Raw genomic sequence first — 22,129 nt, forward strand, 5'->3', positions numbered from 1 at the left:
TATTCGTTAAAAGGTGAAATTTTGCAGCAGAATACTAAACACGATACATCCCTGTGGTCGTTATGCAAGAATACCTATATTAATAGACATATTATTTTCGAAATGACCAAACGCGATGTTATAAGCAGATATAAAGGGTCGGTGATGGGCATCTTCTGGTCTTTCATAAACCCTGTTTTTATGCTGGCTGTATATACACTCGTGTTTTCAGAAGTGTTTAATGCACGCTGGGGGAATGCTGCGGCAAATGAGTCAAAAGCACAGTTTGCTATTATCCTTTTCGCTGGGCTAATTGTGCATGGAATATTTGGCGAGGTGCTGACTAAATCACCCACGTTAATACTTAACAATGCTAATTATGTCAAAAAAGTTGTTTTCCCACTTGATTCTTTTCCTGTAATAGCTTTGTTATCTGCATGTTTTCAGGCGTTAATCAACATTTTTGTGCTGTTACTGGCATTTACTTTTGCGAATGGATATATCCACTGGACGGCGGTATTGCTTCCTGTTGTATTTATTCCCGTATTGATTTTAGTATTAGCTTTAAGTTTTTTGATTTCTTCGCTGGGCGTATTTATCAGGGATTTGGGACAGTTTATAACGTTGTTAATTACGGTAATACTTTTCCTTTCGCCTGTTTTTTATCCACTTTCTTCTGTGCCTCAGAAATATCAGGTCATCATATTATCTAATCCATTGACATTCATAATCGAGCAAACCAGGGAAGTTGTTATCTGGGGTAGGCTGCCTGATTTTAATGGACTGTTAATATATGGTTGTATCTCAACAGTAATATTATGGTTTAGTTACTTCTGGTTCCAGAAAACACGTAAGGGATTTGCTGATGTTATCTAAAGATAATGCATTAGAAATAATCGATGTTAGCAAATGCTATCAGGTCTTCGATAGTCCTGTCAGAAGACTCAAGCAATTTATAGTACCTAATATTGAACGTAAACTTGGTAAAGTACCCCGGGTATACCATGAAGAATTTTGGGCGCTTCAGGATATAAGTTTTAATTTACCCAAAGGCGAAACACTGGGTGTGGTCGGACGAAATGGCTCCGGTAAGTCAACTCTATTGCAGATTATTGCAGGCACATTGTCCCCTACCCAAGGATCTGTAAATATTCAAGGACGTGTCGCTGCCTTACTTGAATTAGGGGCTGGATTTAATGGCGATTTTACTGGACGTGAAAATGTCTATCTAAACGGTGCACTCTTAGGTCTGACTAAAGAAGAAATTGATACTAAGTTAGATGATATCTTATCTTTTGCCGACATTGGGCATTTTATTAATAACCCTGTTAAAACTTATTCAAGCGGAATGATGGTTCGTCTTGCATTTGCTGTACAGGCGCAAATTGATCCAGAGATATTAATTGTTGATGAGGCATTAGCCGTCGGGGATGCTAAGTTTCAGGCAAAATGCTTTGCCAGACTGAAACAACTTAAAAATGATGGTACATCAATTCTTTTTGTATCCCATGCAACTGAACAGATCATTACCCACTGTGATAAAGCAATACTACTTAACGATGGTTCAATTGTAGATAACGGTGCTCCAAAAGATATTGTTAATAAGTATCTCGATCTACTTTTTGGAAAGTCATCCTCAGCCAATGCGAAGCGAAGCAAAGAGGATAATCATCTTAAGTCAGCCAGCAAGATTGAAAAAGACCAGACTGAAAGGTTTAATGTAAGTCAGGAGATTGAGCCTGTCGTCGCTTTAGAAGAAAATGGCTTCGAAAAACGTAATAATTACAATTCCAACGAATTCCGCTGGGGCGACAGGGCTGCTGAGATTCAGGATTTCTCAATCGTTCAAGGTGAGAACCTCTATCCGTTCAGTGTATCGGGTAATGGAAGTATCAAACTTAAGTTTCTTGTTAAATTCAACTTGACCATTTTCAGGCCTATATTTGGTTTTGCCGTTAAAACCAAAGAGGGGGTGACAATTTATAATACCAACACAAATATATTAGAAATACCTTTTATTGAAGTTGGAGAAGAAGGAAAGTCACATATAGTTAATATTGAAATGCCAATGCGCCTTTTCCAGGGCGACTATTTTATTTCAATAGGCCTTGCCAGCTATGATACATCAGGAGAGGTAGTTCCGCACGATCGGAGATATGATTCAATTCATATTACAGTAGAACCTACCCCAGAGTTTTTAGGTCTGGTAAATTTAGAGGCTTCGATTAACTGTGAATAAAGAAAAACTTTCAACGGTACTGTTATCGTCTGATTTTGTTTATGATGCTGAAATTAATATCTGGATCGAAAAAGATCAGCAGGAATTCAATTATAATGACGGCGATTATCACGAAAACTATATTTTAGATGTCGTTACCAAGGCTCAGGACTGTTCCGTGCTTTCGCAGGAGCTCGCTGGGTATATAAAAGACTGGCCTTCACAATATCATTTAACTTCAAAAAGATCTAACTTACTGAGACCTTTCGGGAAAAAATTCAAGGGTAAACGTGTTCTGGAGATTGGATGTGGCTGTGGTGCGATAACACGTTTCATAGCTGAAGCTGGCGCTGAAGTGATTGCCATCGAAGGCAGTAAAAGAAGGGCATCAATAACACGCAATCGCTGCAAAGACTTATCAAATGTTACCGTAATCAATTGTTCTAGCGATAAAATTCCAGATATTGGTGAGTTTGATTATGTCTTGTTAATCGGCGTCCTTGAATATGCTCAATGTTTCTTGGGGAGTGAGGGGCAGTTATCACTTTTGTCATTCTGCAAGAAGAGATTAACATCAGATGGTTCATTATTTGTAGCCATTGAGAACCAACTCGGCATGAAGTACTTGTCCGGGGCCAAGGAGGATCATTTGGGTATACCAATGGTGGGTATCAACAATGCCTATCATATTAATGGTGTCCGCACTTTTGGTAGAGTGGAACTACTCCAAATGATGAAAAATGTAGGATTCAGCAATGTTGAGGAATTTTTGCCTTTTCCTGACTATAAGCTTCCTACTCTGGTTATTACTCCTTATGGACATCAAAAACGAAGTTCTGTAATTTATCCTTTAGTAAGCGAAGTCCATCATAAGGATGCTCAGGCACCGGATTCCTATACATTCTCATTAGAAGAATCAACAAAAATAATTTGGAATAATGAGCTTGCATCGGATTTGTCAAATTCGTTTTTGATGATCGCTTCGGTCGCACAGGTAAGTCACGAAAGCGATAATACTTTAGCATGGTACTATTCCGATGCCAGAATTAACGATAGTCAGAAGAAAATAAAGTTTCTTGAAGTTAATGGCAATTATAAGATTGAAAGTTACAAAATCTCTGGTGAGTTTATTAACGAAGAGCCTTTCCATCAAGGTGAAAGCCTGTGGTTAAGCTTGGTAAGTATTATAAATAAACACGGATGGCAACTCAGCACTGTTGTTGAATGGGCCAAACTCTGGATTAGTAAAGCACTGATTACTGGAAATGATTCGGATTCCTGGACATGGAACACTGAGCTTCCTCCTGAATATCTGGACGCAACTCCGTTTAATATTATTAAAACGGAGCAAGGTTACAAAATATTTGATTTGGAATTAAGCTCTGATACGCCATTGATGCTTTCATATTTGGTTTTCAGAGGCGTGTTCAACTCATTATTACGAGTGACATCCATCGCTCCTACAAAAGATTTGTCAGATTCTAATGTATTTACCACCACAAAGTTTATAGTAACGCAAATTTTCCCAGAGCTAACCGAAGAGCATTTTAATGAATACTTAAAACAAGAGGTTGCTCTGGTTTCGAAAGTAGTAAACGTTGACAATAATGATCTTTTTGAGCGCTATAAAAATTCGTTTTTCGTTGTCCGTGATTTCTTGAATGATTATAAAAGCGAACTCGCCAGAGTCTATAATTCTAATCAGGATCTCTCATCAACTGTAACCAATGTTGAAAATCAAATTAAGGATGTCGAAAAGCAGATTAAGGAGAAAGGCGAAGAGATATTTGGTAAGAATACTTTATTGGATGTAAAAGAGAAAGAGTTGATAGATGCACAAGAATCCTGTTCGCGGTTGCAGGCGCAAATTGACAATCTTCTTAGCGTTGCCGCTGAGCAAAAATCCAGAGAAGAAAAACTTACGGAAGAGATTAAAGTAAAGACGGATAAATTACAGAAAATCACTTCATCAAGAGCATGGAAATTAGCTTCATTTTTCAGTCGGTCTGCTAAATCGCTGAATAAATATTAAACTGGCAATCTGAAATCAGATAAGGGTGTTGACGTTGAAAATCTATCGTTTTGCAAGAAAGATGTTATCCTCTGGAGATCGCGATCTTTTAAAATATCGTATTAAACTGGTCTCGAAGCTTTATAGGGAAGAAGGAGTTAAAGCTGTCTATAGCAGACTACAGTCAGCCTATAAGAATAATAACCCTGGCATTTATGCTTATAATCCTAATTCTGCAAATACCTTTGATGAAACGTCTATCAACGATAGGTCTTCGCTAATTGAGGCTTGGTTAAAAACTGATTTCAAAAAAGCTTCATTGAAAGTTAACGAACAAAGCCATTATGTACCTAAGGCGCTTGATAGTCTCGAAGGTATTGATTTACCCGTAAAGGTTATTGCCTACTATCTCCCGCAATTTCATCCATTCAAAGAAAATAACGAGTGGTGGGGTGAAGGTTTTACTGAATGGACAAATGTGACTAAAGCAAGGCCGCAATATCTTGGGCATCAGCAGCCACGCTTACCTGGCGAACTCGGATTTTATGATTTACGTCTACCCCAGGTCATGCGCCAGCAAATTGATCTTGCTAAGCAGTATGGGGTCAACGGTTTTTGCTTCCATCATTACTGGTTTGGTGGAAAGCGTCTGATGGAAACGCCTGTACAAAATTTTCTTAAGGATAAATCGCTCGATATTGATTTTTGTTTATGTTGGGCTAATGAGAACTGGACACGTCGTTGGGACGGCCTTGAAAATGATGTTTTGATTTCTCAAAATCATTCTCCAGAAGATGATATTGCCTTTTTAGATGATATCATGCCTGCACTTAAGGATGAGCGTTATATTAGAGTGGATGGTAAGCCGCTGCTTATTCTTTATCGTGCGAGCTCACTTCCTGATGCCAAGGAGACGGGTAAACGCTGGCGTGAGCATGCCATTAAAAATGGATTACCCGGTCTTTACCTGGTTGTCGTCAATGCCTTTGATGTCTCAAGTCCGCAACCTTATGACTTTGATGCTATTGTTGAATTCCCACCTCATCAAATTGGCGCAAAAGATATTACGGATAGCATCACGCCATTAAATAAGAACTTTTCTGGTCGGGTTTATGACTATGAAGAGTTGGCGTTGCGAGCAGGTAAGATTGATAATGAGAATTTCACCTGTTTCAAAGCAGTAATGCCATCATGGGATAATGAAGCCAGAAAGCCTACTCAAGGTTTCTCTTTCTATAATGCTAAACCTGAGCTCTATGCTAAGTGGCTTGATAGTGCTATTAAAACCACAATGAAACGCAAACCTGAAGAACGCCTTGTGTTTGTCAACGCCTGGAATGAATGGGCTGAAGGTGCACATCTTGAGCCTGATCGTCATAATGGCTATGCATATTTACATGCTACAGCAAATATTTTGCGTAATTCACTCTTGAAATATGATTGCGATAATCAACTTATTGCAGATATTAATCAGGAATTTAAACCCCGCTTCAAATCTGCTGTTATCCTGCATGCTTATTATGAAGATTTGGCTTGCGAATTGGTCGAAAAATATATTGCTCAGTATCAAGATAAGCTTGACCTCATTATTACCATGCGAAGTGATGTTAAATTAAGCACTCTTGAGAAAATAAAAGCATCATTTGCTAATGTGTTTTTTGTGATGGTGGATAATCGGGGACGCGATATTCGACCTTTCATAAAGGCGCTCAAGGTCGCTGATGGTTTCGGTTATAAATATATTTGTAAAGTTCATACTAAAAAATCACCTCATCGGGTTGATGGCCAGCAATGGCGTGAAAGTCTTTTCGCAGATCTTCTTGGATCTCGCGAACATGTCTCCAAAATCATCAACCATTTTGAGCTTCATGATGATATAGGAATAATTGCACCAAGAAATTCCATTACTGATCTTTCCATTCCTGAAATAAATTTGGGCAACAGATATTGGCTCGAAAAGCTCTTTACAAGAATGGATTCACCAGAATTGTTTAAAACATTTAAAACCAGCTTCCCGGCTGGTTCAATGTTCTGGTTCAGGAAAGATGCTCTCGATCCTTTAGCCAGCAATTTATTGGATGAAGAAGAGTTTGAACTTGAGGCGGGTCAGCTAGATGGCACTCTTGCTCACAGTGTCGAAAGGGTCACTGGTGCAGTAGCTAATGCACAAGGTTTTAAAGTGGTTGATATTACCTCACTTTAACTGTTCGTCAGGCATCAATGCTCATTAAGGTTGATGCCTGCTGGCTAACATTGTTTTTTAACTTTTTATGCCTTTTGAACTGATAAACCGCGTTTAGTATCACTAACCTATTAGGTTGATTTTTCTTAACATAATTTCATCACGCGACCGCACCATTCATTACCTTTAATCCGCTATCCTGAGTTAACATACTGATCACTTACAAAGTGGTGTTACGGGTAACACCATGCGAGACCACAGACAGGAGTATGTAATGTCCAAGCAACAGATCGGCGTTGTAGGTATGGCAGTGATGGGCCGTAATCTGGCTCTTAACATTGAGAGCCGCGGTTACACTGTTTCAATCTTCAACCGTTCACGCGAAAAGACTGATGAAGTCATCGCCGAGAACCAGGGCAAGAAGCTTGCTCCTTTCTATACCGTTGAAGAGTTTGTCGAATCGCTGGAAAAACCTCGTCGTATCCTGCTGATGGTTCAGGCGGGTGAAGCGACTGACAAGACTATCGCCTCGCTGACTCCACATCTGGATAAAGGCGATATCCTGATCGACGGCGGTAACACCTTCTATAAAGACACCATCCGTCGTAACAAAGAGCTGTCTGACCAGGGCTTTAACTTCATCGGCACCGGTGTTTCCGGTGGTGAAGAGGGCGCACTGAAAGGCCCATCCATCATGCCTGGCGGCCAGAAAGAAGCCTACGAGCTGGTTGCACCGATTCTGGATAAGATTGCAGCACGTGCAGAAGATGGCGAAGCCTGTGTGGCTTACATCGGTCCGGACGGCGCGGGTCACTACGTGAAGATGGTTCACAACGGCATCGAGTATGGCGACATGCAGCTGATCGCAGAAGCGTATGCTCTGCTGAAAGGCGCACTGGGCCTGAACAACGAAGAGCTGGCTGAAACCTTCACCGAGTGGAACAACGGCGAGCTGAGCAGCTACCTGATCGACATCACCAAAGATATCTTCACCAAGAAAGACGAAGAAGGTAAATACCTGGTTGATGTAATTCTGGATGAAGCCGCTAACAAAGGCACCGGTAAATGGACCAGCCAGAGCTCACTTGATCTTGGTGAACCTCTGTCACTGATTACTGAGTCCGTCTTTGCTCGTTATCTCTCCTCACTGAAAACGCAGCGTGTGGCAGCCTCTAAAGTACTGAGCGGGCCACAGGCTAAAGCGTTCACCGGTGACAAAGCAGAGTTCATCGAGAAAGTTCGTCGTGCACTTTACCTGGGTAAAATCGTCTCTTATGCGCAGGGCTTCTCACAGCTGCGCGCAGCGTCAGAAGAGAACAACTGGGATCTGCACTACGGTGAAATCGCTAAAATCTTCCGCGCTGGCTGCATCATCCGTGCCCAGTTCCTGCAGAAGATTACTGATGCTTATGAAGCAGATGCAGGCATCGCTAACCTGTTGCTGGCGCCATATTTCAAAGATATCGCGGATCAGTATCAGCAGGCGCTGCGTGATGTGGTTTCTTACGCGATTCAGAACGGCATCCCGACCCCAACCTTCTCTGCGGCGATTGCTTACTACGACAGCTACCGTTCAGAAGTGCTGCCTGCTAACCTGATTCAGGCGCAGCGTGACTACTTCGGTGCGCATACTTATAAGCGCATTGATAAAGACGGTGTGTTCCACACCGAGTGGTTAGATTAATCACTAAAAAGGGCTTCCCTCGGGAAGCCCTTTTTTTATCCTATCAGCAAATCCCCGCTCCGAATCTCCTTCTCACCCGCCAGCCGCACCACCAGCATGCCTGCCGTTGCAAACCTCACCCAGTGTCTCGCATAGAGAATACCGCCATATTCTGCCACCAGAGGCGTGATCTGGTCGGTCACCGGATCGACAATCTCAGCCACCACTTCTCCCGGACGAATCAGTGCGCCCAGTGGCTTACGATGCAGAATCAGACCTGATACCGGCGAATGAATGTATTCACAGCCCGCTAACGGCGTAGGTGGATTTTTCAGGGCAGGGGAAGCCGCCGCCGAGCCTTCGCTGTGACGCTCTTTGATTACGCCCGTTTCCCCGGGTGCTTCAGCCAGGTCGGGTACATTTAATCCAATCGGCCCGTCATTGATTGCCACGATATCGTCACCGCCCGCGCTCGCCGGGACCAGCTCATCACCGCCAATAACGGGTGCGGCCACTTCCACTGAAATCGACGGTTCGCTGTAGCCGATATAACCGCCTTCCTGCAGTGCTGAAATAATGGCCTCCGCATCTTTCTCCGCCTGTTCAGGCGAAACATCACGCACACCACGTAGCTCCAGCGTCACCGGCAGCAATCCACGCGGCATCGGGTAATCTTTGCCAAACCGCTCTGCCAGCGTCAGCCAGGGTTCACAGCAGGCCTCATCAAACGGCTCACCGCCAGAGATCTGCGCCAGCAGCTGGACTTCACTGCCCAGCCAGCGCGCCAGCGGCTCAATGTCCGGCCAGGCATGGGGCGTGGTGTAGAGATGCGGTACGGCTTCCCAGTCACAGTGCAGGTCAATCATCAGATCCGCCTGACTGGCCATCCGCATCAGCGTGTAGCGCTGCGCATCCAGCTCAGTTTTCGGCACCGTATCGCGGTAATGACGATCAATTGCCTCACGAATCAGGCTCTTATTCTGCGTCTCACTCTGCGTGAGACTCTCAGCCAGCCCAGCGGCCAGTGTGGTGCCCAGTGACGGGAAACGACGGTTAAAGTCCTGACCAGAGAGCGTATGGAAGCGACCCAGATGCGTGCCATGCCAGTGCTGTCCCAGCGCCAGAGGATTCGCAACCGGAACCAGCGTAAACGCGGCTTTGAGCTGTCCGGCGGACTCCAGTGCCTGCAGTCGCTGTTTCAGAAACCACGCCACCGCCATACCGGGCAGTTCGTCGCCATGCAACGCAGCCTGGATATACACCTGACGCTCGTTGTCCGGAGCAAAATGGAAACTGATGATTTCACGCTGGGTGCCTAAAGAGGCGCTTAACAGTGGATGATGTTGTTGATGCATACCGTGTTAATGTCCTTTAATCGGCAAAGGACGGCAGCGCGCCGTCCTGAAAAAGTTAAAGTATAGTGCTGGATCGCGTTGAGGACGAAAAAGGGCGATCGCGAGGTTACTGCTGGATAGAGATATCCGTAGCGAAGTAGCGCTTTTGAATCTGGTCAAACGTGCCGTTCTTTTTGATTTCGGTGAAGGCGTTATCCAGCGCGGTTTTCAGTTCAGCATCACCTTTGCGCAGGCCAATTGCCGTCCCGGGCCCAATAATCGGATCCTGAATAATCGGGCCAGCCAGTTCAAAATCTTTGCCCTGCGGATGCTTCAGGAAGCCAATGGCCGCCTGTGCCGCATCAGTGAAGACAGCATCCAGCCGGCCTGAAACCAGATCGCTTTCCACCTGTGCCTGATCGCCATAAGGCACAACGTTCACACCATGGGGCTGCCATTTCGCCAGTGCATAGCGCTCCTGTACCGTTCCCTGCTCCACGCCGACTGTTTTGCCTTTCAGGGACTCAACCGTTGGCAGTATGCCTGCGCCTTTACGGGCGATCAGCTGGGTGTGGGTGTCATAGAGCGGCACGGTAAAATCGATTTGCTTCAGGCGCTCTTCGGTAATGCCCATGTCGGACAGAATGGCATCAAATTTCCGCGCCTTCAGTGCCGGGATCATGCCGTCGAACTGGCTTTCGACCCAGACACATTTCGCCTGCATCTGGGTACAGAGCGCATTGCCCAGATCGATATCAAAACCCACCAGCTTACCCTGCGGCGTTTTCGATTCAAACGGCGGATAGGTTGGATCGACCGCAAAACGCACCTGCTCGATTTTCGCCTGCGCGCCAAAAGCGCAGCCTGTCATAACGGCCACAGCCAGCGTCTGACGCAGGCGTTGAGTGAAAATGTTCATGATTTTGCTCTTATTCTGTCGTGATGAGTGATGATGCAGAGTATCGCCGGCCTGCCGGGATGGCAATTACTGCGTTATCTTCACCACGTCAGCCGCGCAGAGCGAGCGGTAATCTTCGGTGTTCAGAATCACTGAGCGCTCCAGCAGACCCGCGTTAAACGCGATCTCCGGATAACGTTCAAACAGCGCGGGGTCAACCACCAGTCTGAGGTCGGGATGAAAGCTGAACGGCGGGATCGCCCCGAATACGCAGCCGGTCAGTAGATCGGTCTCCGCCGGACTGGCGAGTGAGGCGCGTCGTCCACCGACCGCTGCCGCGACTTTGCCCAGATCGGCCTGCTGATCGGCTGGTAAAACTGCCAGCACATGCTGTTTCACGCCATTGCCTTTCACATGACAGACCAGCGCTTTCGCACCCTGGCCGATTTCGGTGCCGCGTATTGCCGCAACGGCTTCACATTTACCGGTCGCCTCATGCTCCATCAGACGATAGCGAGCCTGGTACTGGTCGAGCAGGGCAATTAATTTTTCATGGGTGGTCACGGTTCTCTCCCTGAGGTTTGAGTCGCCGTTATTGTGCGGGATGGGGGTGAGGATTGAGAAGGATTCTGCTCAGAATCCGTATAAAAACGAAATTCTGAGCAGGTTATTGCACCGTTACTTATGGCGGGCGCGCAGGTTGTTGATCACGGCACTGAAGTCCAGATCCTGATCCTGCAACAACACCATCAGGTGATAAACCAGGTCTGACGCTTCATTGGTCAGCTCATCCCGATCGTTGACGGTAGCCGCCAGCGCGGTCTCAACGCCTTCTTCGCCCACTTTCTGCGCGATGCGCTTGGTGCCGCTGGCGTAAAGCCGTGCGGTGTAGGAGCTTTCAGGGTCGGCCGTTTTGCGCGACGCCAGCAGCTCTTCCAGCTGATAGAGGAAGGTCCATTCCGGTACGGCCGGTGAAAAGCAGCTGGTGGTGCCCAGATGGCAGGTCGGGCCAATCGGGTTCGCCAGCACCAGCAGCGTGTCGTTGTCGCAGTCAGGCGTAATGCTCACCACCTGCAAAAAGTTGCCCGAGGTCTCGCCTTTGGTCCACAGACGGTTTTTGGTGCGGGAGAAAAAGGTGACATTGCCTTCTGCCAGCGTTTTTTCCAGCGCCTCTGGGTTCATGTAGCCATGCATCAGCACTTCGCCTGAGACGCTGTGCTGAACGATGACCGGCATCATGCCCTGTATTTTGTCCCAATCGAGAAGAGCCTGTTGTTGTTCAGTTAGCACGCGCGAATCTCCACTCCGTTGTCGATCAGAAAGCTCTTCAGCTCACCAATATTAATAATCTGCTTATGGAATACTGAGGCGGCTAAAGCACCATCCACATTTGCCTCAGTAAACGCGTCAAGGAAGTGCTGCATCGTGCCTGCGCCGCCAGAGGCGATCAGCGGGACGTTGCAGACTTCACGCATTTTCTTCAGTTGCACCAGGTCATAGCCGTTACGCACGCCATCCTGATTCATCATGTTCAGTACGATCTCGCCGGCGCCCAGCTTCTGCACTTCCTGCACCCACTCCAGCGTTTCCCACTGTGTCACGCGGGTACGCGCTTCGTCACCGGTGTACTGATTCACCTGATACTTGCCGCTGGCTTCGTCAAACCAGGTATCGATGCCGACCACAATACACTGCACGCCAAAACGATCCGCGAGGCGGGTGATAAGTGAGGGATCGGCCAGCGCTGGTGAGTTAATCGAAATCTTATCCGCACCAAACTCCAGAATGCGCGCCGCGTCTTCCGGCGTTTTAATACCGCCTGCCACGCAGAACGGAATATCGATCACTTCCGCAACGCGTGACACCCAGCTTTTATCGACGACGCGGCCATCAGATGAGGCGGTAATGTCATAGAACACCAGTTCGTCAGCACCTTCGGCAGCATAGCGCTGCGCCAGCGGCACGATGTCGCCGATGATCTCGTGATTGCGAAACTGTACGCCTTTAACCACCTGGCCGTCACGTACGTCCAGGCAGGGAATTATCCGTTTTGCCAGCATGCGATCGCCTCCGAAACTGTGAATTTATCTTCCAGCAGCGCACGTCCGACAATTACGCCCTGAACGCCGCTGCCGCGCAGGGCGGCGATATCATTGAGATCGCCAATGCCCCCCGAGGACTGGAAAGCAATTGCCGGGAAGCGCGCCGTGACTTCCTGATAGAGTGAAACATTGGAGCCGCTGAGGGTGCCGTCGCGCGAAATGTCGGTGCACAGCACGTGCTTCAGACCCACCTGCTGAAAATCAGTAATCACTTCTTCCAGCGTTACGCCCGCCGCTTCCTGCCAGCCACTGATCGCTATTTCCTTGCGGTTGCTGGCATCAATGCGCACGTCCAGCGCGAGCACAATCGCCTCTGCGCCAAACTCCGCAAACCACTGCTTTACCTCTTCAGGCTGTTTCACCGCGGTGGAACCAACCATCACACGACTTGCGCCGGCTTCCAGCAGCGCGTGAACATCGTCCCGGCTGCGAATGCCACCACCGACCTGTACCGTGACATCAACGCCGTTGAGCAGGGTTTTCAGCAGCGCAATCTGGCGTTTCGCCGGATCTTTCGCGCCGGTTAAATCCACCAGATGCAGCACGGTCGCGCCCTGGCTTACATAATCCTGCAGACGGGGCAGCGGATCGCTGCCGTAATCGCGCTGCTGACCATAATCGCCCTGATGCAGACGAACAACTTTGCCGTCAATTAAATCTAACGCGGGGATAATCATTACATCTCCAGGAAGTTTTTCAGCAGCTGTGCGCCCGCTTTGCCCGAGCGTTCCGGATGGAACTGGACGCCGAAGAAGTTATCTTTCTGCACCGCTGCCGTGAAGGCTTCACCGTAGTGACACTGGGCGATGGTGCTGGCGTTGACCGGCATTGCGTAGCTGTGGACGAAGTAAAAGTAGCAACCTTCATCGATGCCACGGAACAGATGATTGCCCGCCTGCGCGGTAATCTGGTTCCAGCCCATGTGCGGCAGCGGCAGTCCGTGGGTGTCCATTAATGACACCGGCTCATCGATAATGCCCAGCGTCGGCACGCCACCGTTTTCATCGCTGCCGCGTCCCAGCAGCTGCATACCCAGGCAAATCCCCAGCACCGGCTGGGTGCAGGCTTTCACCAGATCGATCAGGTCACGCTCTTCCAGCTGATTCATTGCCGCCTGTGCGGTGCCCACGCCTGGCAGGAACAGTTTGTCGGCGCGCAGCACCACATCAGGATCGCGGCTCACTTCCGGGGTATAGCCCAGACGTTCAATCGCCCATTTCACCGAGGAGAGGTTGGCACAACCGGTATCCATGATCACCACGTTCATCACAGCACTCCCTTCGAGCTCGGCAGGGTATTGCCTTCAACGCGGATCGCCTGGCGTAGCGTACGACCAAAGGCTTTAAACAAACTTTCGACGCGGTGATGGTCGTTCTTGCCTTTGGTTTTCAGATGCAGGGTGCTCATCATGGCGTAAGAGAGCGAGCTGAAGAAGTGCTCGACCATCTCGGTGCTGAGGTCGCCCACGCGCTGATAGTTGAACTCCGCCTTAAACTCGATGTGCGGACGGCCGGAGATATCCAGCGCACAGCGCGCCAGACATTCATCCATCGGCAGCACAAAACCAAAACGGCCGATGCCGCGTTTGTCGCCCAGCGCTTTCAGCAGCGCTTCGCCCAGCGCCAGACCGGTATCTTCCACCGTGTGGTGATCGTCAATGTAGAGATCGCCTTTCACTTCGATATTCATGCGGAAGCCGCCGTGCACTGCAATCTGGTCCAGCATGTGGTCGAAGAAACCCACGCCGGTATTAATTTTGCTGCCGCCTTCGCGGTCCAGCCACAGTTCAACCCGCACCTGGGTTTCTTTGGTGTTGCGTTGCACCAGCGCATGGCGATCGCGCTGGGTCAGACGCTGCTGGATGGTCTGCCAGCTCTGGCCATCAGCGCCGTAGCGGATAGCCTGAATGCCCATGTTCTCCGCCAGCTGCACATCGGTCAGACGATCGCCAATCACATAGCTGCTGGCAGTATCCAGCGCACCTTCAGCCAGCCAGGCTTCCACCATTTTGGTTTTCGGCTTGCGGCAGTCGCAGTGATCATCCGGCATATGCGGGCAGATCAGCACATCATCAAACGCGATGCCCTGCGAGGTCAGAACCTGCATCATCAGATTGTGCGGGCCCTCGAAATCGGCCTGCGGGAAGCTGGGGGTGCCAAGACCATCCTGGTTAGTGATCATCACCAGACGATAACCGGCGGCCTGCAGCGCCAGCAGCGCCGGGATAACGTCTGGCTCAAAGGCCAGCTTATCCAGACGATCCACCTGAAAATTTTCAGGCGGCTCAGAGATTAATGTACCGTCACGGTCAATAAAAAGGGTCTTCTGGCTCATGCTTGCTCCACAGAAAAGGCTTGCAGCGCGGCGATCACTCGTTCGCACTCTTCACGCGTGCCGATGGAGATGCGCAGGCATCCCGACAGGCCCGGATTTTTGTTCTGATCACGCAGGATAATGCCCTGATCCCATAAGGTTTTGAAGACTTTTGGTGAATCGGTAAAGCGCGCCAGCACATAGTTGGTCTCGCTGGGGAAAACCTGCTCAACGCAGGCCAGCTGAGGCAGTTCGGACAGAAGCCAGCTGCGGTTTGCATTCAGCTCCGCAACATGTTCACGCATTAACGCAATACCCTGTTCACTCAGTGCCTGACCGGCCACATCGGCCACCGGCGTGGCCAGTGGGTAGGGCGCGATCACCTTCATCAGCAGGTCAATCACAGGTTTATTCGCCAGCGCAAAGCCGCAACGCAGGCCCGCCAGCGCAAAGGCTTTTGAAAGGGTACGCAGGATCACCAGATGCGGATAATCTTTCAGCCAGCCGGTCAGGGTCGCCTGCGGGCAGAACTCAATATAGGCCTCATCGGCCACCACCAGCGCTTTACCGGCGGTCATCGCCAGCAACTGACGAATATCATCCTGATTGATCAGATTGCCGGTCGGGTTGTTCGGGCTGCAGAGATAAACGACTTTGACGCCATCCAGCTGTTCCGCGATAGCGGGCAGGTTCAGCTGCCAGTCGCCCAGCGCAGGAACGGTACGGTATTCAATGCCGATGGTTTCGGCGCTGACGCTGTACATGCCATAGGTCGGTGGGCAGAACAGAATCGCATCCTGCCCCGGCTCACAAAAGGCGCGCATGATCAGTTCGATGGCTTCATCTGCGCCACGGCTGACCAGCACCTGCTCCGGCGTTAAACCTGCGTAAGCGGCATAGCGCTCAATCACTATTTTCGGCTGACATTCCGGATAGCGGTTCAGCGTCTGCTGCGACAGCTCAAACGGCACCGGCAGCGGAAACTCGTTGGCATTGAGCCAGACATCGCCGTTACCCCCCAGACGACGCGCCGACATATAGGGCGTCAGAGCGCGCACATTGGCGCGCGCCAGCTGCTCAATATTCTGACTCATGCTTGCTCCTTCAGTGCGGCAACGCGCAGGGTGACGGCATTTTTGTGGGCATCCAGCTGCTCGGCGGCGGCCAGTGTTTCAATCGTGGCGGCCAGATTCAGGAAGCCCTGCGGCGTCAGCTCCTGCACCGTCATGCGTTTCTGGAAATCGGCCAGGCCCAGGCTGGAACAGGTCGAGGTATAACCGTAGGTCGGTAACACGTGGTTGGTGCCCGAAGCGTAGTCGCCTGCGGACTCCGGCGACCAGTCGCCTAAGAATACCGAACCGGCGCTGGTGATTGACTCCACCAGTTCGCGCGGCTGGCGGGTCTGCAGAATCAGGTGTTCCGGGCCGTAAAGATTAGAGATGGCGACACACTGCTCAAGGTCGCGGGCCACAATCAGGCGGCTGCTCTCCAGCGCCTGACGCGCCGTGGCCGCACGCGGCAACTGCGCCAGCTGTTGCTCAACCGCCACCGCGACCGCGTCGGCCAGCTTTAACGACGGCGTCAGCAGAATCACCTGCGAGTCGGGGCCATGTTCGGCCTGTGAGAGCAGATCAGACGCGACAAACGCGGGTGTGGCACCTTCATCAGCAATCACCAGCACTTCTGACGGACCGGCGGGCATGTCAATCGCCGCGCCATCAAGACGCTGACTCACCTGACGTTTCGCTTCGGTCACCCAGGCATTGCCCGGACCAAAAATCTTGTCGACGCGCGGCACGGTTTCAGTGCCGAAGGCCAGCGCGGCGATAGCCTGCGCGCCACCCACCTGGAATACCTCTTCTACACCACACAGTTGGGCGGCATAGAGGATTTCATCGGCAATCGGCGGGGGTGAACAGAGCACGACACGGCCACAATCGGCGATGCGGGCAGGTGTCGCCAGCATCAGCACAGTAGAGAAGAGCGGAGCGGAGCCACCAGGAATATAGAGTCCGACTGATTTCACCGGGCGGGTGATCTGCTGGCAGCGTACGCCAGGCTGCGTTTCCACATCCACCGGCGGCAGAATCTGCGCATTGTGGAACGTTTCGATATTCCCCACCGCGACAGCCATCGCCTGCTTCAGCTCGTCACTCAGGCGAGCGCTGGCTTCTGCGATTAGCTGCGGCGTCACGCGCAGGTTTTCCACCTGCGCGTTGTCGAAGCGGGCGCTAAACTCGCGCAGGGCGTCATCACCGTTCAGCTTTACCTGCTCCAGCACATTCCGCACTGTCAGTGTGACGTTTTCAGACGCTGCGATGGCAGGACGTAACAGCAGCGCCTGCTGCTGTTCGGGGGTGCACTGCTGCCACTCAATCGGGGTAGAAAAGGCCATGGCTTACTCCATCATCTTCTCAATAGGCAGCACCAGAATTGAACTGGCACCCAGCGCTTTCAGTTTTTCCATGGTTTCCCAGAACAGAGTTTCGCTGCTGACCATGTGCATGGCCACGCGGCTGACATCGCCTGCCAGCGGCAGGACGGTCGGGCGCTCAGCGCCAGGCAGCAGGCTGATCACTTCCTCCAGGCGCTCACTCGGCGCGTGCAGCATGATGTACTTCGATTCACGCGCTTTAATCACGCCCTGAATACGCGTCATCATCTTGTCGATCAACTCCTGCTTGGCGGCAGGCATCTCGCCGTCACGCTGAATCAACACCGCTTTTGAACGGTAGATCACTTCTACTTCGCGCAGGCCATTGGCTTCCAGCGTGGCACCGGTGGAGACCAGATCGCAGATGGCGTCTGCCAGACCGGCGCGGGTCGCCACTTCTACAGAGCCGTTCAGTAAACAGGTTTTGAAGCTGACGTTTTTCTTGTCGAGGTACTGTTTGAGCAGGTGCGGATAAGAGGTGGCGATACGGGATTTATCGAGGCATTCCGGGCCGGTGTATTCGGCGTCTGTCGCCATCGCCAGCGACAGACGGCAGCCGCCGAAGTCCAGGCGGCGCAGCGTAAAGTAACGCGGATCGTCACCCTGGGCACGGCGCGAAAGCAGCTCTTCTTCCAGCACGTTCTCACCGATGATGCCTAAATCCACTACGCCATCCATCACAAGGCCAGGGATATCGTCATCACGCACACGCAGGATGTCGATCGGCATGTTCTCCGCAAACGCAATCAGGCGCTGTTGCTGAAGGTTGATTTTAACGCCGCAGCGCGCCAGCAGTTCGCGTGAATCATCACTTAAACGGCCGGATTTCTGCATAGCTATGCGTAAACGGGTGTTATCTAACATGGTTCCTGTCCTCTTAATCCTGTCCTGAATGTGTGGTTACGTCAGCCCATAAAAAAACCCCCGGAAGACGATCTTCCGGGGGTTCTCTTGCGTTCACACCACTGGAAGATCTTGAAAGTCTTCCAGCACCAACCGCCTGAAAGACTAGTCAGGATGATGGTGGTGATGATGGTTGAACTGAAGGCGTGTCATAATAATCTCGTCGATGAATGAGTATTCATTTGTGGGGTTTAACCTAGCGAAGATGGCTGCGCTTGGCAACACTTTTTTAAACAGGCGGTTCGGAAAGCGCTGAAACAGGTTGTTCTGGTTTGCAATCCGGGGGCAAACTACGGTGAAGTCAGGGTTGATGTTTCACGTCAGGAGTCAAAATGAAGAAGGTCGCGATTGTGGGACTGGGCTGGTTGGGTATGCCGCTGGCCACGGCGTTAACCGCGCGAGGCTGGCAGGTCACCGGCAGCAAAACCACGCCAGATGGTGTTGAAGCCGCACGCCGCTGCGGCATTGAGGCGTTCCAGCTGGAACTGACGCCGGAACTGCTGTGTGATGCCGCCGATATTGAGCCGCTGTTCGATGTAGATGCGCTGATCGTCACGCTGCCCGCCAGCCGGACCGCAGAAGGTGGCGAGGCCTATCTGCAGGCGGTGCAGAATGTGGTCGACACCGCGCTGGTGTATAAAGTGCCGCGCATCATCTTTACCAGCTCAACGTCAGTTTATGGCGGCAGCTCCGGCGTTAAGCGGGAAAACAGCCCGCTGATGGCAGAAACGGTGGCGGGAAAGACGCTGGTTAAACTGGAGAACTGGCTGCACGATCTGCCTGGGACCAGCGTAGATATTCTGCGTCTGTCCGGTCTGGTGGGGCCAAAACGCCATCCGGGCCGCTTCCTGGCGGGTAAGCAGGATGTGGCAAATGGCTCGCAGGGCGTGAATCTGGTGCATCTGGATGATGTGGTCGAGGCGATTACGCTGCTGCTGCAGTCGCCGAAAGGAGGGCGGGTTTACAACCTTAGTGCGCCAAAACACCCGACGCGTGACACCTTCTATCCTGCGGTTACGCGCCAGCTTGGCCTGCAACCGCCACAGTTCGCGCCAGAAGCCGTCAAAGACAGTGGCAAGCTGATTGATGGTTCGCGAATCTGTAGCGAACTCGGTTTTGAGTACCGCTATGACGATCCGGTGAAGATGCCGCTGGAATAACAAGCGGCAAGGATTGTTGCGGGGGCGGGGCGCCCCCGCTGGATTATCGCCGCCTTTAAATTGCCTTCGTAGTTACAACATACTTTAAAGCGTCATCTGCAGAGCAGAATGTGCCCCGCAGCCAGACCGGTATTCACCGGGCCAGACAGCAAAGTCTGGCCCTCAGTCTCACACCCCTAATCGATCCCTTAGCGCATACCACACTGCGCCCATCGCCGTCAGCGGCACTTTAAAGCGCCGTCCGCCAGGAAACGGCAGGTGAGGCAGGCGGGCGAAGGCATCAAACCGTTCGGCGTCGCCGCGTAACACTTCACTGATCAGCTTGCCGGAGAGATGCGTGCTGGTCACGCCGTGGCCGCTGTCGCCCTGCATAAAATAGACATTGTTCTCCAGCCGGCCAAACTGCGGCATACGCGACAAAGTCAGCAGGAAATTGCCGCTCCAGCTGAAGTCCAGCTTCACGTTCTGTAACTGCGGGAAAGTGCGGAGCAGCTTGGGTCGTATTAACGCTTCAATATCCGCTGGTTCGCGCGCGCCATAGACGACGCCACCGCCATAGAGCAGCCGGTTGTCGGCGGTCAGACGGAAGTAATCCAGCAGGTAGTTGCAATCCTCCACACAGTAGTTGTTCGGCATCAGCGACAACGCCTGGTCAGGCGTCAGCGGCTCGGTTGCCACAATCTGCGAACCGCACGGCATGCTTTTTCTGCTGAGGCGAGGCTCCAGTTGTGGTGACAGATAGGCGTTACCGGCGAAGATGACAAATTGCGCGCTGACCTCACCCTGGGCGGTTTTCACCCGGTTAGGCGTGCCATAAACCACCTCTGTCGCGGCGGACTGCTCATAGATGCGTCCACCATGACGCCGGATGGCCTCTGCTTCACCCAGTGCCAGGTTCAGCGGATGCAGATGACCGCCACGCCGATCCAGCAGTCCACCGACGTAGCGTTCGGTGGCGACTTCGCGGCGAATGCCGCGTTCGTCCAGCAATTCCAGATCGTAATTTCCATACTGTTGCCACAACGCTTTCTGTTTCTGCAGATGCGCCATCTGACGCGCATTCAGGGCTGCAAACACGCCGCCAGGCCGGTAGTCGCACTCAATCGCATACCGCTTAATGCGATCGCGGATAATCTCAGCGCCTTCAAACATCATGCCGCCCAGCATGCGGGCGCTCTCTTTGCCGTAGCGCTGCTCAATCACATCCACGTCGCGACTGTAGGAGTTCACCACCTGACCACCGTTACGACCGCTGGCACCAAAGCCAACGCGGGCCGCTTCAAGCACGACCACGTCGTAGCCGACCTCGGTCAGATGCAGCGCCGCTGAGAGACCGGTAAAACCGCCGCCAATAATACAGACGTCACACTGAATGCTGTCCTGTAAGGTCGGCCAGGGCGCATGCGGATTGGCAGTCGCTGCGTAATAACTCTCCACATAATTCATAACACTCTCCGGAATGCGCCTAAAAGTTGGCTGGCGTATGGGCACTGACAATGCGGCAGGGAATTTCAGCACGGTTGGTGAAGCTGTGCGGTAAGCCAGTATCAATTACATAGCTCTCTCCCGCAGAGAGATGAAACTGCTGTCCGTTAATGACCAGCGTAATTTCTCCTTCCAGCAAAGTACCGGTCTCCTCGCCGGGATGACGCAGCTTCTCGCCGGTGCTGGCGCCGGGTTGATAGGTTTCCAGCAGCATACCCAGCGTACGCTGCGGACGACCGTTGTCGACCAGCTTCAGTGAAACACCCTGGCTGCCAATCTCAAGCAGGTCGCTGGCACGGACAATCACCTTCGGCTCCGCATCCGCCTTAGGTTCCGAGAAGAATTCTGACAGCGACAGTCCATAAACTTTCAGCAGCTTCTGCAGCGTGCTGACCGCCGGGCTGACCTTATCCTGCTCAATGGTGCTGATGGCGCTGTGGGTCAGTCCAGCCAGTTCGGCAACCCGACGTTGCGACAGCCCCATCGTCTGCCGGATCTGCGCCAGCCGTCGTCCCGGTGCCAGCGTGGCATCACTCATCTGCTTTTCCCCTGTGATAGCGAATGGCGGCCTGAATAAAGCCGCTGAACAACGCCTGCGATCCCGCCGTGCTTTCCGGTTGCCACTCGGGATGCCACTGCACCGCCAGGGCAAAGGGATGATGGCGAAGACTCACCGCCTCAATCAGGCCATCCGGCGCGCGCGCTTCAACGCGCAGTTGCGGGCCTGGCTCACGTACGCCCTGATGATGCAGTGAATTGACCCTTAGCGGGCTATCGCTGTCGAGTAATGTCGCCAGCACGCCATCCGGTTCGATAGAGACCTGATGTGCCGGCGCATACTGCTGGTCCAGTGGCAGCGTCTCATCTTCATGATGACGCTGAAACGGCGGCTGCCCGCTGACCTCCCTCCACAGCGCACCCCCATTGGCCACCACCAGCTCCTGCATACCACGGCAAATCCCGAACATCGGCATTTTGTGGCTGGTGGCCCAGGTAACCAACTGAAAGGCAAGACGGTCCCGGCCGGGATCGGCATGCGGCTCCTCACCTGTTTCGCCATAATGCCAGGGTTCGATATTGCTGGGGCTTCCAGTCAGCAGCAGGCCATCCAGAACAGCCATAGCGTTTTCTAATAGATGAGGGGCATGCATCAGACTGTGGGGCAGGGCCAGCGGCACGCCACCCGCAAGGACAATCGCATCCATGTACTTGTTGTGGACCGTCTGGGTTAAGTGACCCCCCAGATCTTTCTGGCACATCACTACGCCAATCAACGGCTTGTCAAAAATAATGCCCATCTCACGTCCTCGCATCGCTGGTCGAAATATCTACCGAAAGGGCACGTCTGGCGGTTAAGTGTGCAATATTTTTTCAATCTAGCAATCCGGTGGTTGTTCTTCAAACAGATTTGTTACATTTGCACACTTTTTATGTTGGCGCTATGTTA

General features: G+C 51.5%; 21 protein-coding genes and 1 other annotated feature. Of the genes, 6 read left to right on the forward strand and 15 right to left on the reverse strand.

Annotated elements, in window-relative coordinates; translation table 11 throughout:
- The first annotated feature begins 21 nt into the window (after positions 1-21).
- The 5 genes from ACR8BF_RS06995 to gndA all read left to right on the forward strand — a co-directional run bounded on the left by ACR8BF_RS06995 (position 22) and on the right by gndA (position 8,074).
- Entirely contained in the window at positions 22-855 is an 834-nt protein-coding gene (locus ACR8BF_RS06995; RefSeq protein ID WP_115765539.1) for an ABC transporter permease, read from the forward strand.
- Positions 845-2,218 (forward strand): ABC transporter ATP-binding protein, encoded by a 1,374-nt coding sequence (locus tag ACR8BF_RS07000; protein WP_241528063.1) that lies wholly within the window; start codon positions 845-847, stop codon positions 2,216-2,218. Before ACR8BF_RS06995 ends, ACR8BF_RS07000 begins: the two co-directional genes overlap by 11 nt.
- The gene (locus tag ACR8BF_RS07005; RefSeq protein WP_179895330.1) at positions 2,211-4,229 is read left to right on the forward strand and encodes a methyltransferase domain-containing protein; all 2,019 of its coding nucleotides are present in this window, start codon (positions 2,211-2,213) and stop codon (positions 4,227-4,229) included. The genes ACR8BF_RS07000 and ACR8BF_RS07005 overlap by 8 nt, the downstream gene beginning before the upstream one ends.
- Positions 4,230-4,263: 34 nt before the next feature.
- Positions 4,264-6,411: a glycoside hydrolase family 99-like domain-containing protein gene (locus tag ACR8BF_RS07010; protein ID WP_179895331.1), complete on the forward strand. Its 2,148-nt coding sequence runs from the start codon at positions 4,264-4,266 to the stop codon at positions 6,409-6,411.
- Positions 6,412-6,664: 253 nt separating this feature from the next.
- Positions 6,665-8,074 (forward strand): NADP-dependent phosphogluconate dehydrogenase, encoded by a 1,410-nt coding sequence (gndA, locus tag ACR8BF_RS07015; RefSeq protein WP_039659816.1) that lies wholly within the window; start codon positions 6,665-6,667, stop codon positions 8,072-8,074.
- Positions 8,075-8,109: 35 nt separating this feature from the next.
- On the opposite strand, the gene ACR8BF_RS07020 is transcribed toward gndA, so the two are convergent.
- From ACR8BF_RS07020 to hisL, 12 genes are all read right to left on the reverse strand, one after another.
- Positions 8,110-9,408 carry a succinylglutamate desuccinylase/aspartoacylase family protein gene (locus ACR8BF_RS07020; protein ID WP_434745768.1) on the reverse strand — a complete coding sequence of 433 codons (1,299 nt, stop codon included), beginning with the start codon at positions 9,406-9,408 and terminating at the stop codon, positions 8,110-8,112.
- 106 nt (positions 9,409-9,514) lie between these two features.
- Positions 9,515-10,306, reverse strand: coding sequence for an ABC transporter substrate-binding protein (locus ACR8BF_RS07025; protein WP_179895334.1), 792 nt, complete (start codon positions 10,304-10,306; stop codon positions 9,515-9,517).
- 66 nt (positions 10,307-10,372) lie between these two features.
- Positions 10,373-10,849: a YbaK/prolyl-tRNA synthetase associated domain-containing protein gene (locus ACR8BF_RS07030; protein WP_434745769.1), complete on the reverse strand. Its 477-nt coding sequence runs from the start codon at positions 10,847-10,849 to the stop codon at positions 10,373-10,375.
- Between the two features lie 114 nt (positions 10,850-10,963).
- Positions 10,964-11,575 (reverse strand): bifunctional phosphoribosyl-AMP cyclohydrolase/phosphoribosyl-ATP diphosphatase HisIE, encoded by a 612-nt coding sequence (gene hisIE / locus ACR8BF_RS07035; RefSeq protein WP_434745770.1) that lies wholly within the window; start codon positions 11,573-11,575, stop codon positions 10,964-10,966.
- Complete coding sequence (gene hisF / locus ACR8BF_RS07040; RefSeq protein ID WP_004571310.1) at positions 11,569-12,345, reverse strand: imidazole glycerol phosphate synthase subunit HisF; 777 nt, start codon at positions 12,343-12,345, stop codon at positions 11,569-11,571. The genes hisIE and hisF overlap by 7 nt, the downstream gene beginning before the upstream one ends.
- The gene (gene hisA, locus ACR8BF_RS07045; RefSeq protein WP_434745771.1) at positions 12,327-13,064 is read right to left on the reverse strand and encodes a 1-(5-phosphoribosyl)-5-[(5-phosphoribosylamino)methylideneamino]imidazole-4-carboxamide isomerase; all 738 of its coding nucleotides are present in this window, start codon (positions 13,062-13,064) and stop codon (positions 12,327-12,329) included. The genes hisF and hisA overlap by 19 nt, the downstream gene beginning before the upstream one ends.
- Positions 13,064-13,654, reverse strand: a complete 591-nt coding sequence (hisH, locus tag ACR8BF_RS07050) for an imidazole glycerol phosphate synthase subunit HisH (RefSeq protein WP_008926061.1) — start codon at positions 13,652-13,654, stop codon at positions 13,064-13,066. Before hisH ends, hisA begins: the two co-directional genes overlap by 1 nt.
- Positions 13,654-14,721 carry a bifunctional histidinol-phosphatase/imidazoleglycerol-phosphate dehydratase HisB gene (hisB, locus tag ACR8BF_RS07055; RefSeq protein ID WP_434745772.1) on the reverse strand — a complete coding sequence of 356 codons (1,068 nt, stop codon included), beginning with the start codon at positions 14,719-14,721 and terminating at the stop codon, positions 13,654-13,656. The genes hisH and hisB overlap by 1 nt, the downstream gene beginning before the upstream one ends.
- Positions 14,718-15,794 (reverse strand): histidinol-phosphate transaminase, encoded by a 1,077-nt coding sequence (gene hisC, locus ACR8BF_RS07060; RefSeq protein WP_434745773.1) that lies wholly within the window; start codon positions 15,792-15,794, stop codon positions 14,718-14,720. Before hisC ends, hisB begins: the two co-directional genes overlap by 4 nt.
- Positions 15,791-17,095: a histidinol dehydrogenase gene (gene hisD / locus ACR8BF_RS07065; RefSeq protein WP_434745774.1), complete on the reverse strand. Its 1,305-nt coding sequence runs from the start codon at positions 17,093-17,095 to the stop codon at positions 15,791-15,793. Before hisD ends, hisC begins: the two co-directional genes overlap by 4 nt.
- Before the next feature lie 3 nt (positions 17,096-17,098).
- A complete protein-coding gene (gene hisG / locus ACR8BF_RS07070) occupies positions 17,099-17,998 on the reverse strand; it encodes an ATP phosphoribosyltransferase (RefSeq protein WP_179895341.1) in 900 nt (299 codons plus the stop codon).
- A gap of 48 nt (positions 17,999-18,046) precedes the next feature.
- Positions 18,047-18,167 (reverse strand) — a sequence feature (His leader region).
- The gene (gene hisL / locus ACR8BF_RS07075; RefSeq protein WP_434745925.1) at positions 18,143-18,190 is read right to left on the reverse strand and encodes a his operon leader peptide; all 48 of its coding nucleotides are present in this window, start codon (positions 18,188-18,190) and stop codon (positions 18,143-18,145) included. (Overlaps the previous feature by 25 nt.)
- Positions 18,191-18,369: 179 nt before the next feature.
- Here hisL and ACR8BF_RS07080 point away from each other — a divergent pair, with 179 nt between their 5' ends.
- On the forward strand, positions 18,370-19,197 hold the full coding sequence (locus ACR8BF_RS07080; RefSeq protein ID WP_179895342.1) for an SDR family oxidoreductase: 828 nt from the start codon (positions 18,370-18,372) through the stop codon (positions 19,195-19,197).
- A 168-nt stretch (positions 19,198-19,365) separates the two neighbouring features.
- Here the strand turns inward: ACR8BF_RS07080 and ACR8BF_RS07085 are convergent, their stop codons facing one another.
- The 3 genes from ACR8BF_RS07085 to puuD are packed head-to-tail and all read right to left on the reverse strand — an operon-like array spanning position 19,366 to position 21,980.
- Positions 19,366-20,643, reverse strand: coding sequence for an NAD(P)/FAD-dependent oxidoreductase (locus tag ACR8BF_RS07085; RefSeq protein WP_434745775.1), 1,278 nt, complete (start codon positions 20,641-20,643; stop codon positions 19,366-19,368).
- A 19-nt stretch (positions 20,644-20,662) separates the two neighbouring features.
- Entirely contained in the window at positions 20,663-21,220 is a 558-nt protein-coding gene (gene puuR, locus ACR8BF_RS07090) for an HTH-type transcriptional regulator PuuR (RefSeq protein ID WP_179895344.1), read from the reverse strand.
- A complete protein-coding gene (gene puuD, locus ACR8BF_RS07095) occupies positions 21,213-21,980 on the reverse strand; it encodes a gamma-glutamyl-gamma-aminobutyrate hydrolase (RefSeq protein WP_179895345.1) in 768 nt (255 codons plus the stop codon). Before puuD ends, puuR begins: the two co-directional genes overlap by 8 nt.
- Positions 21,981-22,129 lie beyond the last annotated feature (149 nt).

Source organism: Candidatus Pantoea rara, from assembly GCF_051136265.1.
GTDB lineage: Bacteria > Pseudomonadota > Gammaproteobacteria > Enterobacterales > Enterobacteriaceae > Pantoea > Pantoea rara.